This window comes from Blautia massiliensis (ex Durand et al. 2017) (assembly GCF_001487165.1).
GTDB lineage: Bacteria > Bacillota > Clostridia > Lachnospirales > Lachnospiraceae > Blautia_A > Blautia_A fusiformis.
In genome coordinates, this window is sequence record NZ_LN913006.1 from 2599029 (window position 1) to 2615493 (window position 16465).

Genomic DNA, 16465 nt, shown 5'->3' on the forward strand with positions numbered 1-16465 from the left:
AACGATGTACTAATCTCTACCGCCTGTATTTATTTTGTAAACTCAACTACTGCGTAAGGTTCTTTATCCTCCGCGTTGAGAACTACAGCTTCTTTATTTTCTGTCATATATACTTCCGGAATGATAACATTATCCAGTACTGCCTGACGTTTATATTCAACACGAAGCTGACCAACTTTAAAATCCTCAGGCAGATGATCCGCTGCCATCCGGATATACTGACAGTTGTTCACATGATGATTGGTGTCCAGATGATGCTTCTGTACGGAAAAAGCATTCTGCACTTCCCGTTCCTTCGGAAGCGCAATCTTTCTTGGTGCATAATCCATCTCTATTTTTTCGCCCAGATCATAGGGATCTGTATCTGCCGGTGTCAGCTTTTCCGGAAGACCGGTTTCTGTATTGATAAAGGACCAGTAGGAATTGGCCCATGCCAGCTTCTCACCATCCATTGTCTCAAGAATAAAATTACGCATTCCGATAAATCCACGGAATCCATAAGGAATTGTTGTTACTTTTATATTTTCACCAAGCTTCGGATACCGCTTCACGATCACCTGCCATGCAGAAAGTACCCAGGCTCTTTTCTGTTCCTTTAATACTTCCATACCGACTCCTGTCTGCTCGGATTCAAAGGTACAGCAATCCTGAAAATAATCCAGAATTCCCGGCAACGTCAGACATCCATCTTCTCCGATCTCACTGAATCTTACTCGACTCTCAAAACTGTAACTCATTCATGCCTCCTGTCATACTGTCTATACTTTATTGTAACACTTGGCAGGAAGAAACGCACTTGTTTTTTTTGGGGCGCAGCGGATTGCGAATATCTTCTTATTTTTGAGTACAAAAAAAGTACCTCGCAACTGAGGTACTTAAGAAGCAGGGCTACAAGGATTCGAACCTTGAACTGACGGAGTCAGAGTCCGTTGCCTTACCGTTTGGCGATAGCCCTATGTGTTTTGTTTTTCGCTTGCCTTATCGCTTGCGACGGATGTTATTATATAACAGCTTTTTTGAAATTGCAACCCCTTTTTTTAATTTTTTTTATTTTTTTTCAAAATTTCTTAAACTGCTGTTAAAACTCCTTATTATATGCGGGTTTACGCAGTAAAAAAAATTTTACAATCCACTCCTTTGTGTTATAATAAGCCGTATAATAAAAAGAGCGGAAACAACCGTGTATTTCCCTCCGGTCACAATATCCGGAGGCATCCAAAGGAGAACGCTATGCGAGCAAATAACCTTACTCTGCTCACGGACCTCTATGAGCTTACCATGATGCAGGGATATTTCAAAAACCCTACCAACCAGACTGTTGTCTTTGACATGTTCTACCGCAACAATCCGTGCGATGGCGGTTTTGCCATCTGTGCAGGACTGGAGCAGATGATCGAATACATCGAAAATCTCCGTTTCTCAGAAGAAGACATTACCTATCTGAGAAGTCTTGGCATCTTTGAGGATGATTTCCTTGAGTATTTGAGCAACTTCAGATTCACCGGTGATATCTACGCAATTCCGGAGGGAACCGTGATCTTCCCGAGAGAGCCGATGGTCAAGGTTATCGCACCGATCATGGAAGCTCAGCTTGTAGAGACGGCCATCCTGAACATTATGAACCATCAGAGTCTTATTGCCACTAAGGCAGCACGTGTATGCCACGCAGCCAAGGGCGATCCCATCATGGAATTCGGTCTTCGCCGTGCCCAGGGTCCGGACGCCGGAATCTTCGGTGCCAGAGCTGCAGTGATCGGCGGATGTGCCGGTACTTCCAACGTACTGACCGGCCAGATGTTTAACGTTCCGGTTCTCGGAACACATGCTCATTCCTGGATCATGAGTTTCCCGGATGAGTACACAGCCTTTAAGACCTATGCGAGACTTTACCCGAATTCCTGTACTCTTCTGGTTGACACCTACGATGTCCTGAAATCCGGTGTTCCCAATGCGATCCGTGTATTTGAGGAGATGCGTGAGGAAGGTATCCAGCTGAAGAATTATGGAATCCGTATCGACAGCGGTGATCTTGCATATCTTTCCAAAAAAGCTTACAAGATGCTGGCTGCTGCCGGTTTCGATGATGCTACCATTTCCGCATCCAGCGATCTTGATGAATATCTTATCGAAAGCCTGAAGGCCCAGGATGCCAAGATCAATTCCTGGGGCGTCGGAACCAAGCTGATCACAGCCGATAACAATCCGGCATTCGGCGGCGTATACAAACTTGCCGCTGTAAAGGACGCTGACAGCGATGCCTTCCAGCCGAAGATCAAGCTTTCCGAAAACACAGAAAAGGTTACCAACCCGGGCAACAAGACTGTATACCGTATCTACAGCAAGAAGACCGGCAAGATCAAGGCCGATCTGATCTGCCTTGCAGATGAGAAATTCGATCCGGAAGAAACTATGGTGATCTTTGACCCGGTTGACACCTGGAAAAAGACCAAGGTTCTTGGCGGAACCTACGAACTCCGTGAGCTCCTTGTTCCGGTAATTAAAGATGGTAAGAGCGTTTACAAGTCTCCATCTGTCATGGAACTCCGCGACTACTGCAAACAGGAGCAGAACACACTGTGGGATGAATCCAGACGTTTCGTTAATCCGCAGAAGGTTTATGTAGATCTCTCCCAGTCACTCTATGACATGAAGAAGGCTCTCCTGGAAGAAATGAGTGAAAAAGAGCTCTGATAAACAGAAATAAGCATTCATAAACCCTCCTTTCTTATCATAAGCTTATGGATAAGGAAAGGAGGGTTTTTATTGCACAGAGAATTTTATACCCGGCTGATCAGCAGGGAGCATCCTCTGCCGGAAGCCTTTGTGCCGGAACATCTTATCGATATCGGACTTCCATTTGAAGCAGCACCGGGAGATCCGAAGCGGCTTCTGGAGTATCAGGCTGCAAAAGCCGCTTCCCAGCTTTTCCATGCCTGTCACAGATGCGGTCTGAACCTGTGGGCAGTTTCCGGATATCGTTCCTACCAGCGACAGAAGGAGCTTTTTACAGGAAGTCCTTTCGTTGCAGAGCCAGGAACAAGTGAGCACCAGAGCGGACTTGCTCTGGATGTATCCTGCCCTTCCATCCATATGGAGCTCTCCGAAAGGTTTTCCGCAACAGGAGAAGGCCGCTGGCTGAAAAAGAACGCTCCGCTCTATGGTTTTATCCTCCGGTACCCAAAAAACAAAGAGGAGATCACCGGCATCCCTTACGAGCCATGGCACATCCGCTATGTGACCAAACCTCTGGCTTCCTGGCTCACTATCACAAATCTGACTCTGGAAGAATACCACTGCTTTCCTTCCCGGTGTCCGCACCCTCCCTGATCTGCTGCTCCTGGCATCTGCATCTGATGTTTATATCTTGATCTGCACACATTTTTCTGTACATCTGATGCACTTTTACTGCTCCATCTGTCTGCCAAGAAAACCGGCTGCTGTGCGGACAAGGGCACGTTCTGTGTCTCCCAGTGCTGTTTTTTCACTTTTAGTCAGAAGAATCACTGCTCCAATGGCGTCACTCGCACACAGGATCGGCTGTATCATTTTCTGGCAAAATGAATCCATAGCGTCGGAAATGACTGATATATTTTCCCTGCTGTCCTGACTGACCATTCTGCCTTTCCTGCCGGCAATGACTGCATCCAGATCAGAACTGATCTCTTTTCCTTCCAGTTCCCGGCTTCCGCTGCCGCATGCCGCCACGACCTGATCACGATCTGTAATACAGGCAGTCAGTCCGGTGGTCTGTACCAGCGCTTCTGCATATTCCGCAGCAAACGTATTCAGCTCTCCAATGGGCGAATATTTTTTCAGGATGATCTGTCCTTCCCTGTCTGTAAAAATCTCCAGTGGCGTTCCTTCCTTGATCCGCAGTGTCTTTCGTATCTCTTTTGGAATCACAACCCTGCCCAGATCATCGATCCTGCGAACAATTCCCGTTGCTTTCATCTTCCTGAATTCCTCCTGTATTTTCTGTTCATTGTACGTCAATGTTATGTTAACTATTTGTTTTTCATATGGTTATTATGCGAAAAACTGGGAGAAATATGCATAAAAATCTCTTATTTATCTGTCGCTGCAGGAGCAGCATTGTCGTATGCCTGCTGCAGAAATACTTCCTGAGAGTTAAGCGGAGCATTATCGGATGGTTCGATCTTATAATTTCCCTTATTGTTCATGATCCTTGCTTTTCGATTATCACTGAGCATTGTCACAAACATTTCCTGGATCTGCATACGGATATCCGGATCCTCGATAGGCGCCGCAACTTCTACACGACGAAGAGTATTTCTTGTCATAAAGTCTGCAGAGGAAATATAGATCCTTGCTCTCTCCTGTGTTCCGAAAATATAAATACGGGAATGCTCCAGAAAACGTCCTACAATACTGATAATGTGGATATTTTCTGTCTGTCCTTTCACTCCCGGGATCAGACAGCAGATACCACGGATCACCATATCAATGTGTACTCCTGCACAGGATGCTTCTACAAGCTTGCTCATAATACGTTTATCTGTCAGAGAATTCATTTTCAGACCGATATATGCCTGTTCTCCGGCCTTCGCATGCTCGATCTCCTCATCGATCATGGCAAGCACTTTGTTCTGAAGACATCTTGGTGCCACAAGAAGATGCTCCATATCTTCAACAGTTTCTCCCATTGCCAGTGCCTGGAACACTCTGGCCGCTTCCGTTCCGATCTTCGGATCCGCAGTCATAAGAGAAAGGTCTGTATACAGACGGGCTGTTTTTTCATTGTAGTTTCCTGTTCCGATCTGTGTATAATATTCCACATTTCCGTCTTTTTTCTTCATGATCTGGCAAAGCTTGGAGTGTACCTTATAGCCGTCCAGACCGTAGATCACATGACAGCCTGCATCCTCCAGAAGTCGGGACCATCCGATATTGTTCTCCTCATCAAAACGTGCCTTCAGCTCCACCAGAACGAAAACTTCCTTTCCGTTTTCTGCTGCTTCGATCAGAGCTTCCACAACCTTACTCTGTTTTGCCACACGGTAAAGTGTCATCTTAATGGAAACTACATCCTCATCATTGGCAGCCTCATGGAGCATTGTAAGAAACGGCTTGATGCTTTCATATGGGTAGGAAAGAAAACGGTCCTTTTTCGCGATCTGGTCAAGGATCGGTTCGTGGCTGTTAAACAGAGGAGATTTCTGAGGAATTCTTTTTTCATAAAAAAGCTCTGTTCTTTTTCTCAGGCCGTCCTGGATCTGGAATACAAAAGAAAGATCCAGCGGTATATCTCCCCGGAACACATAATTCTTGTCCACTTCCAGATACTCGCAAAGTGTTTCAACAACATCTCCGTCCATTTCTCTTGACAGCTCCAGGCGGATCGGTGCCAGTTTCTTTCTTGCCTTGATCAGTTCTACCATAAACTCACGGTAATCCAGATCTTCATCATAAAGAGCATCTGCGTCAATATCCGCATTTCTGGTAATACGAAGCAGGGACTTTGCCTTGATGTGGTAGCCCTTGAAGATTTTTGAAACAAAGTGAAGGATCAGTTCTTCAGACAGCATGTAGGTGCCGGTTTTTCCCGGAACCGGGATCAGTCGCAGGATACCTGTACTGCTGCACGGAATGATACCCAGCTTTTCTTTTCCTTTTTTTGTTTCCAGAACTACTACCGCATAGATCTCCTTATTCCGGAGAAATGGAAACGGCTGTCTTTTTCCGACGATAGATGGAGAAATAACCGGAGCCACCTCTGCTTCAAAATAGCGTTCCAGATAATTGCGGTCCTCTTTTTCGATCTTATGGAAATTCAGCATATGTACGCCGTATTGTTCCAGATTTTCCATGATCTCTTCATAAACAACATCTCTTTTCCGGTTCAGCTTTTTTGTTCTGGCAAGGATCGCGTCCAGCTGTTCCTCCGGCGTCATATTGGTTTTATTTTCACGGATATCCTTTGCCAGAAGCATCTGATCCACCAGAGATCCCACACGTACCATGTAAAATTCATCCAGGTTGCTCTGATAGATAGACGCAAATGTGAGGCGTTCACACAGCGGATTTTCCGGATTCTCAGCCTCCTCAAGTACCCTTTCATTAAACTTCAGCCAGGATAATTCCCTGTTCATGTATATTGTATCTGCCATTTTTTCCTCCTGCGTCGCCATGTATTTTTCTTTTTCGGCCGACTTTGTCTGTATTTATCCGTATCATATCAAGCAGGCATCCAGATTTGCCTGAATGCAGGTTCATGAATGCTCTCTCTTCACGGTTTGCATACAAGTATACTGATCGAATGTTTATTCCATAACAAGACTTTGTAAAATCCTGATAAAATTTTTTTTGAAATTAGGGGTTGCATTTTTGAATAATAGTGGTATAGTATTCATATACTTGATATGTAGTTTTGAATACTACATGTTATTTTATCAATTTCTACATTGCTATATCGTGAAACGTCACTATGATCCATCATTGATGAACTGATCATGAAGTTGTCCATATGATATAAACAGCAGTTTTTTTGCAGGAGGTGTTTTTATATGAAATTTAAATTAAAAGATCCGGGAAGTGCCATAACCCACGGAATCGGCATGCTTCTTGCCGTGGCCGGAGCCACTCCGCTGATCGTGAAGGCGGCCAGAAGCGCAGACGTTCTCCATGTTTTTGCAGTAAGTGTTTTTATCCTTACCATGATCCTTCTTTACCTGGCAAGCACACTTTACCATTCCGTAAACTCTACAGCCAAGGTGAACCGCCGTCTGAAAAAAATGGATCACATGATGATCTTTGTGATGATTGCCGGCAGCTACACTCCTGTATGCCTGATCGTTCTCCACGGACGCATCGGCTATATCCTCTGTGCCCTCGTATGGACTGTTGCCATCATCGGAATGATCCTCAAGGGCTGCTGGATCAACTGCCCGAAATGGCTTTCCTCTGTGATCTACATTGGAATGGGCTGGCTGTGTGTACTTGCTTTTGTTCCGATTTTCCACAATCTGCCCCGCGCAGGCTTCGGATGGCTCCTTGCCGGCGGTATCATCTATACCATCGGCGGTGTGATCTATGCTCTGAAGCTTCCGATCTTCAATGCGAAGCATAAGAATTTCGGTTCCCACGAAGTATTTCATGTTTTTGTGATGCTGGGAAGTGTGTGCCATTTTGTTGTAATGTATTTCTTCGTAGCCGGTATGGCAATCCACTGAGTTACTCTGTAGTCAGATGGATAAAAGCCTCCTCGAATATCTGCAAAACTTAAAGCCCCGGAATACGGGCAGACCTCAGGAAGTTGAAGTTATGACTTCTCTGAAGTTGCCTCGTGTTCCGGGGCTTCTTATTATACCTGATCCGGCCTGTGATCCCGATGATCTCAGCCGATGGTCAGTGTGGAAAGGCCACTGCAGTTAAAATATGCAAATGCACCTATAGTCTGAACGCTGTCCGCAATGTCAAGCTTTACAAGATTTTTGCAGTCTGCAAATGCATAAGCTCCGATGCTGGTAACGCCTTCCTCGATCCGAACCTCTGTTATCTGGTCGCGGTATCCATTCCAGGGGACTTCTTCCTCATTTTGCCATTCATTCATGGCTCCCTGTCCTGCGATCTCGAGAACTCCGTTTTCATCAAGGCTCCAAGATACGGTATTCTCCTCCGCTCCGCAAAAACCACTCTTTTCTCCTGCCGGATCGGTTTCTGTTTCCATATCTTCCGATGCTGCGCTCTCCTCAAATGCTGCTTCCGGCTGAGTTTCCTGATCATCCGGGAGCATTTCCTGCGGAATGTCCGCTTCTTCATTTTCCGGAAGCTCTGTTTCTTCCGGTATTTCTGATGTATCTTGTGTCTCCAGATCATCCGGTGCTGCCGGTTCCTCTGACATGTCTGGTGTCTCTGAGATCTCAGATTTATTTTCCGGTTCTGCTTCGGGACTTTCTGCTGCGTCCATTGCCGGAGCTTCTCCTGTTTCAGTCCCTGTAATGGATTCTGCCGACGGATCCGTTACAGTATCCGATACAACTTCTGCTGACTCCTCCGCACTGAATGTATCCGCCGCAAAAACACTTTCCATCCATATCCCGCAGGTCAGCATACTGACAGCTGTAAGCCCTGCAAGTATTTTTTTATTTATCCTCATTTCCATGCCTCTACTTTCTGATCCTTACTGCTTTTACCTTGCTCCAGGAAGAATAATATTTCTTTGTTCCTGATTTTTTGTATGTGCGGATCCTTACGTAATACGTTTTGTTTTTCTGAAGTTTTGTCAGCGTGTATTTCGTTTTGGATACTCCAGACACTGTTTTTTTGCTGCCGGATCTGAAATTTTTGTTTACGGAATACTGGATCTCATATCCGGTCACGTATCGGTTTTTCTTCCATGTGATTTGCGCTTTTCTGCCGGACAGGTTCTTTGCCGTCGTCAGGGTAGTTCCTGCCGGATCAACTGTAACTGTAATGCTCTTTGTGGCGGCATTATATCCTGCTGTGGCGGAAGAACGGATCGTGATCCTTGCACTGCCGGTGAATTTTGCCGCAATGGTGATCCTTCCTTGTTTGTCTACCTTTACAGATTTACTGCTGGAAGAATATTTCAGCGGAGCTTTTCCGGAAGCTTTTGCATTGATGCTGATCTTTCTGGCTTTTGCATACCAGGTACGCCGGATATTGGATGCTTTGATGGTATTGCTACGTTTCGTTACTTTGATGGTGCAGAATGTAGAACCGGAGGTATAATTAGTTCCCTTTGCAGCGTATGCCATGATCGCTGCGGTTCCTCCGCCTTTGATGGTTACTTTACCGGTGGTCGGATCTACGACAGCAACTTTAGGATTGCTGGAGCTGTAGGTTATGGTTCCGTCTGTTGTTTTTTCAGACAACACACAGAGGAATGGTTTTGTGCCGTATTTTACAGTTATTGTTTTTTTGTCAAATTTCAGGCTCGGCTCTGTCTGTTCGATGAGGAATCCTGCTTTATAGGTTCCGCTGTAATTTCCGGCTCCTGTGATCTCCAGTTCTGCATTTCCCGCATTGATGTTATTGCTGCATTTTACGGTGTAATCTGTATTTTTCTGCAGTGTATAGTTTCCATCCATGATAACCATTTCCGGTGTTTTTTCGGTTCCGTCATAGGTGTATTTCTGCTCTGTGATCCTGATATCGCACAGTGCAAGGCTTCGTTTTGCCGGACTGCCTGTTTTTGGATCCCATGGTACCCAAGTAATATTTCCGCCGTAATCCCGGAGGATATCCAGGGACCAGGTTTTGTCTGTGTATGGATAGTATACGGTTGCAGTTACATTTTTGAAGATATTATTTCCGAGTTTCGGGCTGTTGCCGTAGAAATAGATATTCTGCAGATTTTTGCTGTCTGCAAATGCGTTGTCGCCTATTTCTGTTACGTTTTCTTTGATATTCAGATCCACCAGGTTTGTACAGTTGCTGAATGCGCCCGGTTCGATCACAGTTGCATTTTCCGGAAGTGATTTTCGAATCTCAAAGGTTATTGTGGCTGTTCCTGTATAATCGCTGTCGGTTTTGGCGATCACGGTGATCTTTGCTGTTCCTGGATTTACATTATCTGCGAAATATACCTGGTAGTCTTTTCCTTCTGTCAGTGTTTTTTCGTTGTAAGTGATGGTTACTGTCGGTGTTTTTTCGGTTCCATCATATACATAGGTCTGTTCTGACAACTGAATGCTGCAGGCTGACAGATCAATCTTCGCTTTTTCCAGTACCGGAAGCTGTCTGTATTCTTTGTGTGATGCATTTCTCCTGCAAACTCTTTCTGCCTGTCCCGGTTCTGTATAAGTTGCAGCCTTTATTGTTTTCCACTCTCCGTAATCATGGCCTAACGCTGCTACTGTGGTCTGGGCCTTGAGTACAGTTCCGCATACGCTGCAATGGCTTCCTTCCGTCTTTCCGGTTGTCTCGCAGGTGGCTGCTACCGCGGCGTCTTTTACTACCTTGTGGCCTGTGGCTACTATGGTTTCTGTGCGTGTTTTCTTGCAGCGGGTACAGGTGTAAGTCTTCGTTCCGGCTGCGGTGCAGGTTGCTGCTTTTGTTATCTTTCCGCCGTCCCAGCTGTGGCCTAACGCTGCCACTGTAGTCTGCGCTTTGAGTACTGTGTTGCAGACGCTGCAGTGACTTCCTTCTGTTTTTCCTGCTGTCTCACAGGTGGCTGCTACCGCTGCGTCTTTTACTGCCTTGTGGCCTGTGGCTGCGATTGTTTCTGTTCGTGTTTTCTTGCAGCGGGTACAGGTGTAGGTCTTTGTTCCGGTTGCGGTACAGGTGGCTGCCTTTGTTACCTTTCCATTGTCCCAGCTGTGGCCTAACGCTGCTGTTGTGGTCTGAGCCTTGAGTACAGTTCCGCAGACGCTGCAATGGCTTCCTTCCGTCTTTCCGGTTGTCTCGCAGGTGGCTGCTACTGCTGCGTCTTTTACTGCCTTGTGGCCGGTGGCTGCGATTGTCTCTGTTCGTGTCTTTTTGCAGCGGGTACAGGTGTAGGTCTTTGTTCCGGCTGCGGTGCAGGTTGCTGCCTTTGTTATCTTTCCGCCGTCCCAGCTGTGGCCTAATGCTGCCACTGTGGCCTGAGCCTTTATTACCGTATTGCAGACGCTGCAATGACTTCCTTCTGTCTTTCCGGTTGTCTCGCAGGTGGCTGCTACTGCTGCATCTTTCACTGCCTTGTGACCTGTGGCTGCGATTGTTTCTGTTCGTGTTTTCTTGCAGCGGGTACAGGTGTAGGTCTTTGTTCCGGCTGCGGTACAGGTCACTGCCTTTGTTACTTTTCCATTGTCCCAACTGTGGCCTAATGCTGCCACTGTGGTCTGAGCCTTGAGTACAGTTCCGCAGACACTGCAGTGGCTTCCTTCTGTCTTTCCGGTTGTCTCGCAAGTGGCTGCTACGGCTGCATCCTTTACTGCTTTATGACCTGTAGCTGCGATTGTTTCTGTTCGTGTTTTCTTGCACCGAGTACAGGTGTAGGTCTTCGTTCCGGCTGCGGTACAGGTTGCTGCTTTTGTTATCTTTCCGCCGTCCCAGCTGTGACCTAACGCTGCCACTGTGGTCTGGGCTTTGAGTACAGTTCCGCATACGCTACAGTGGCTTCCTTCTGTTTTTCCGGTTGTCTCACAGGTGGCTGCTACCGCTGTGTCTTTTACTACCTTGTGGCCTGTGGCTGCGATCGTTTCTGTGCATGTTTTCTTGCACCGAGTGCAGGTGTAGGTCTTCGTTCCAGCGGCGGTACAGGTGGCTGCTTTTGCCACTTTTCCGCCGTCCCAGCTGTGACCTAATGCTGCTACTGTAGTCTGAGCTTTGATCACTGTGTTGCAGACACTACAGTGACTTCCTTCTGTCTTTCCGGTTGTTTCGCAGGTGGCCGCTACTGCTGCATCTTTCACTTCTTTGTGGCCGGTTGCCGCGATTGTTTCTGTTCGGGTCTTCTTACATCGGCTGCAGGTGTAAGTTTTTGTTCCGGTTGCAGTGCAGGTCGCTGCCTTTGTCACTTTTCCGCTGTCCCAGTTGTGACCTAATGCCGCCACTGTAGTCTGAGCCTTTATTACTGTATTGCAGACGCTGCAATGGCTTCCTTCTGTCTTTCCTGCGGTCTCACAGGTAGCTGCTACCGCTGCGTCTTTCACTGCTTTGTGGCCTTCCTTAACAACAGTTCTGGTGCCGAGTTTCTTTAAAGTGCCACCGCTTCCGGTGCCTGAATTATCAGCATACATCACCCAGATTTCCAGAGTATTATTTCCTTCCTTCAAGCTGCTTCCGGAAATTTTCACTTCATATGCTCTGGCATTTGGAATTGTCTGTGTAGTGCTATTTGCAGATGTAGTATAACTGATTCCATTTACCACATATTTGAAAAGAGAAATCTCTTTTGAGCTGTCTCCCGCCCAGCCTTTAAGGGTGATCTCTTCGCTGTCCTTACAGCTGATCTTCGTATTATCAACCGGTGAAAGGATCTCGTCACCAGACTGTACTTCCTCCGAAGTATCATCATAAAATTCCACACTTACCGTATAAGACTTCTTTGTAACCCCATCCGGCGCTGTAAGCGTATATACAACCGGGCTGGTAAAATCATGCTTCGAACCATTCCAGAATCCTGAAGGAAGTTCAGTTCCCATGCCTGAGCCATAATCAATCGAAGGCTTCAATTCTGTAACATTCGTCCCACTCGGCACCCGAAGAACGATCGTATCCTCCCCGATCGCACCGATAACATCCTGCTTCAGTCCAGGATTTTCCACCTTCTTAAGCACAAAACTGTAAAATGCAGCCTGATCAGAAGGAACCACATGGATCGTCACAGTCACCTGAATACTCTCCTGTGTCTCTGTATCGCTGATCTTATACTGTGAACTGTAATCTCCGGCTGACGCCGTAACAACACCTGTATAGCTAAAAGCATTATATTTTCCTCCGGGCAGATTCGTGCGATTCAATCCTGTCGGCAGCTTTTCCTCAATTACTGTAGTCGCATACGTTCCACTTCCACCAGTCACATTATCTGTGCACGGATACTGCGCCGCACTTTTTCCTGCACTGACATACAAATCCAGTGCCGGTACAGTCAGCGGACTCCGCACCGTGATCGTCGATGACGCCACAACTACCGAGCCATACTCTGACGGCAGTTTATCCGTCGCATAAAATACGATCGTACTTCCGCTGTCAGCACTTTCCAGAACCTTATCTGCTGCAACCGTTGTAAAAGATCCATTCTTTCCAAAAGCAACATGAACACCATATTTCTCCAGCTCATCCGCTTTAAATATCGGAGTCTGCGTCCCATCATTATATGTGATCTGCAGTTTCACACCGGACAGATCCAGCGTGTTCCCAACTGTAAACTGAGTTTTTGCCGGTGCTGCAAGCACGGAAAGCTTCGTTGCTTTTCTGGCTGTCACCGTAATATTTACCGGAATTTCTTTTCCAAAATAATTGAATATCACGGATGTATCCGCAGGCTTCAGCGGACCTGTTTTATCATAGGAAAAGCCACTGTAAATATATACATAACGTCCACCTATTGTGGCAAAAAAGCTGGCGCCTGAAGGATCAAACTTCTGGTTTTCACTGTATGTCGTCTTCGGACGCCCGGAAAGCACAATACTTGTAATATCACTGGCAGATGGTTTTTTGACTGTCATTGACCAGCTGGTCTGTTTTCCCTTATAATTGATCGTCAGTTCCCTTGTCCCTGTTTCCGAATTATCAAATCCGGTGATCATATCCTTCGTGATCGTTACTGATGTAGAATTATTAACAATAAGCGTCCCCCAGTACGCCGGAACCTCTCCCACGTAACACGCTGTCGGTACACGGGAAACAGAAAGTGATCTGATCGCCGATGCATCTGCACGTTCCGGCAGTCCATCCTTGGAAATCTGCCAGTCTCCGTCAAAGCTCCAGCCTTTATATGAGTTCGGATCCTTCATCTGCTCTGCTGTAAGAACACCGCCTGTTGTAAGCGTCTGTTCCGTGTTTGTCCCGATGAGCGCTCCCTGGCCGTTTTTACCATAACAATCCGAAACATGTCCATTCAGACCGATAGCAGAATTGAGTACATTTGCATTTACCTGTGCACAGATCTGACCTGTAACTGCTGTTCCGCCAGTCACGCGAAGCGTACCTGTAAAAGCACACTGTTTCACATATCCGCCCATGTTTCCAAACTGTTCGATCCGGCCGGCAATGCCTCCAAGGTAAACCTGATAAGAATTTCCGTTAGCCTGTGTGACAGAAAGATTTCCTCCTGCAACACATTTTTCAATAGTACCAATGTTTACTCCTGCAATACCACCAACATAGCTGTCTGTAGCTGTCATGGATATGGAAATATTTACTCCGGACGAACAGCCGCTGATAGTACCGGCCACCTCATTCTCTCCGACAATCCCGCCAAAAGCCGGATGGCTCATGGAACTGGTAGAGCCCATATGTCCTGTTACCGTTCCGGTTACCCTGCAATCCTGGATCTTACCAGTATTATACTGTGCCACAACACCATGGATATCATGACTGTCATAATCAAAATCCGCAACAATATTCAGATCCTTTATCGTTCCTGCATTCTGCTGGATCAGAGGTTTTTGGAGACCGGTTATTGTGAAACCGGCTCCGTCCAGCGTCCCACTGAAATACGATGCCGAAAAATTTGTCCTTCCGTCTGTACTGATATTTTTTGTCAGACGATAGTATGCTCCCTGGTTTGCCTGGATCAGATTAAGATCATCGATCGAAGATATCTTATATGGATTTGAAAACGTACCATCTCCCTCTGCCGGTGCAAGGGAAGAGCTTCTGCTTCCAATGATACGATAAACAATCCCTGCGGAGCCATCCGTCGGAACGGTAAACTTACCGTTCGACAGCTTCACCAGGATTGCCGATGCTGCCGGCAATGTATGGTTTTCATTGCTATCTCCTGCATAAACCGGGAATGTCGCTGCCTTTGCCGCAGCAATGGTATCCCCGTAAAAGCTGTATTTACCGGAGCTCTCACCGGCTGCAACTGCCGTATAAAAATCCGCCATAAGCTCCTTAAAAGAAACTCCGGTTACTTTCTCCAGATATTGCTCACAGCTGAGAGAAGAAGCATCGATCGTATAAAATTTTGGAAGCACCTTCATAGGCTGATAGCTTCCTGCCATCCGGTCGATAACATATCTTACAAAAAGATACGGCATTCCATAGTCCTGTGCATTGTCATCCCGGTAATTCTCGTAGATCAGCGAAGCCCCTGAACGGATGGCCGTATTACTTCCAATACCATTCAGCCAGCCGCTGCTGTCCGTTCCTCCCCAAAGATAGTCCATGACAGCCACTGCAAGGCCCTCATTCAGCCACGAATATCTGCCGGTACTCATAAATCCGGTTTTCAGCCAGAGGATTGCATGCTGTCCCTCATGAACAAGAAGGCCATTTCGCTTTGACATCTCCCCCGAAACATAAGAGGATGCTGACGGTGTGTTGATATGGATCGCTGTGATCCCTTCATCATACATATACATACCGCTGGCGCTACTTAAAGACTCCAGCAGGATCGACAGCTTGCCTGAGCCATCCTGTGCCGGAAAATCACCTGCACAGAGCTGGTTAAGGATACGGTAAGGCTGACCATCGTAGACAGCTGCCATATCCGCAGCGATCAGAGCTGTTTTCCCTGCGGTATCGTAATCTGCCTTCATGGTCTTATCCATCCACACATAGCAGTGTTCCCCAACTCCGATGCAGACATATGTTTTTCCATATGTATCATGGCCGCTAGTTCTATATATGTACTTTTCTTCACCTACCTGATAGGTAGTCGCCGCAGCCTGTACAGCAGTCAGCATCGGCTGATCATCCTGCATGTATGCCTGCAGCTGATCATCCTCCAGACTCTGTACCTGCCCCACATCTGCTGCCTCTCCCGCAATTCCCTCTGTTGCCGCCTGCGCCGATGCATTGCTTCCACCCTGCACGACTGCATAATCTTCTGCTTCAAAGTCCGCCGCTTGTGCCGATGTCCCGTCAAACTGCAAGGTTCCCGTATTTCCGGGATTTGTGGTATCTGTGTTAATGATAACTGCATATTCCCCGGAAAATGTTTCTCCTGGCTTACCCTCCTGAACTGCTGCAAAAACCTCTGTTCCGCAAAATAACCCCAGAAACAGAAAACAGCACATAAGCCGGAGACAGAAATCTTTTGTCTTTTTCATCCTCTTTCCTTTCCTCTTCTCAGCTGACTGAGTTCTTTGATTTTTGTGTTTATTCTACCATATTCACAATATTCATACAATTCCAAATATTTGATTTTTATTATCATAAAGCTTCTTTTTCTGCCTCCGTTGCAGCTGTTCGCCTGCCGTGTATACAAAAAAAAGCGAAAAGCTCTGGTATTGGTATCGTACAGAACTTTTCGCTCTTATTGAACTACTCTTATTGATATTCAGCATGACTGCCTTCAGCTCCAGTGACGGGTCTGCATCCGGAATTGAAAAGATTTCCGACAGTTTCAAAACTTCATCAGCTCCAGCTTCTTCTCCCTGGTCAGCTGCTTGATCCGGTATTCCCGGCTCATGGCCTCCTCCTTTGTGGCAAAGCCTTCGTAATACACCAGCTTCACCGGCCTTTTGGCCCGGGTATATTTGGCGCCTGCTTTGCCTTCATTATGGGCTTTCATCCGCCTGACAAGGCAGTTTGTCCAGCCGGTGTAGAGCGTGCCGTCTGCACACTGCACGATGTATGTATAGTTCATAGCAGTCTCCTCTTCTGTAAAAAATTTATGCAATACAATGCCAAATGCCAGTACATCTTCAGTAACATCAACCCTGATATTTGCCTCCCTGTAAAACAAATATCTGAACACTTTTCTGATTTGCCTTCCTGTAAAACAAATATCTGAACACTTTTCTGGACAGTGTGATCTGTCTTCCGTGATATTTCCTCTCCTGTAAAACAAACATCCAGTCGGCCGCATTCTTTCTATGTAAAG

The 16465-nt window shown here is 46.5% G+C and carries 9 protein-coding genes and 1 tRNA gene; 3 read left to right on the forward strand and 7 right to left on the reverse strand.

Features of this window, described 5'->3' with window-relative positions; genetic code table 11:
- Positions 1-29 precede the first annotated feature (29 nt).
- Positions 30-737 carry an acyl-[acyl-carrier-protein] thioesterase gene (locus BN3261_RS12920; protein WP_059086457.1) on the reverse strand — a complete coding sequence of 236 codons (708 nt, stop codon included), beginning with the start codon at positions 735-737 and terminating at the stop codon, positions 30-32.
- A 146-nt stretch (positions 738-883) separates the two neighbouring features.
- Positions 884-955: transfer RNA gene (locus tag BN3261_RS12925), tRNA-Gln, on the reverse strand.
- A gap of 275 nt (positions 956-1230) precedes the next feature.
- On the opposite strand from BN3261_RS12925, the gene BN3261_RS12930 reads away from it, so the two are divergent.
- Together BN3261_RS12930 and BN3261_RS12935 are read left to right on the forward strand one after the other, a co-directional pair.
- On the forward strand, positions 1231-2691 hold the full coding sequence (locus BN3261_RS12930; RefSeq protein ID WP_015526739.1) for a nicotinate phosphoribosyltransferase: 1461 nt from the start codon (positions 1231-1233) through the stop codon (positions 2689-2691).
- Between the two features lie 72 nt (positions 2692-2763).
- Positions 2764-3327, forward strand: coding sequence for a M15 family metallopeptidase (locus tag BN3261_RS12935; RefSeq protein WP_059086458.1), 564 nt, complete (start codon positions 2764-2766; stop codon positions 3325-3327).
- 75 nt (positions 3328-3402) lie between these two features.
- On the opposite strand, the gene BN3261_RS12940 is transcribed toward BN3261_RS12935, so the two are convergent.
- Together BN3261_RS12940 and ppk1 are read right to left on the reverse strand one after the other, a co-directional pair.
- Positions 3403-3951 (reverse strand): stage V sporulation T C-terminal domain-containing protein, encoded by a 549-nt coding sequence (locus BN3261_RS12940; RefSeq protein WP_044962160.1) that lies wholly within the window; start codon positions 3949-3951, stop codon positions 3403-3405.
- A 113-nt stretch (positions 3952-4064) separates the two neighbouring features.
- Positions 4065-6182, reverse strand: coding sequence for a polyphosphate kinase 1 (gene ppk1, locus BN3261_RS12945; RefSeq protein ID WP_227945656.1), 2118 nt, complete (start codon positions 6180-6182; stop codon positions 4065-4067).
- A gap of 342 nt (positions 6183-6524) precedes the next feature.
- Between ppk1 and trhA the strand changes: the two genes are divergently transcribed.
- Complete coding sequence (gene trhA / locus BN3261_RS12950) at positions 6525-7190, forward strand: PAQR family membrane homeostasis protein TrhA (RefSeq protein ID WP_021652575.1); 666 nt, start codon at positions 6525-6527, stop codon at positions 7188-7190.
- A 164-nt stretch (positions 7191-7354) separates the two neighbouring features.
- Here the strand turns inward: trhA and BN3261_RS12955 are convergent, their stop codons facing one another.
- From BN3261_RS12955 to BN3261_RS12970, 3 genes are all read right to left on the reverse strand, one after another.
- A complete protein-coding gene (locus BN3261_RS12955; protein ID WP_059086459.1) occupies positions 7355-8116 on the reverse strand; it encodes a leucine-rich repeat domain-containing protein in 762 nt (253 codons plus the stop codon).
- 10 nt (positions 8117-8126) lie between these two features.
- The gene (locus BN3261_RS12960; protein ID WP_059086460.1) at positions 8127-15689 is read right to left on the reverse strand and encodes a leucine-rich repeat protein; all 7563 of its coding nucleotides are present in this window, start codon (positions 15687-15689) and stop codon (positions 8127-8129) included.
- A 296-nt stretch (positions 15690-15985) separates the two neighbouring features.
- A complete protein-coding gene (locus BN3261_RS12970) occupies positions 15986-16228 on the reverse strand; it encodes a GIY-YIG nuclease family protein (RefSeq protein WP_015526744.1) in 243 nt (80 codons plus the stop codon).
- Positions 16229-16465: the final 237 nt, after the last annotated feature.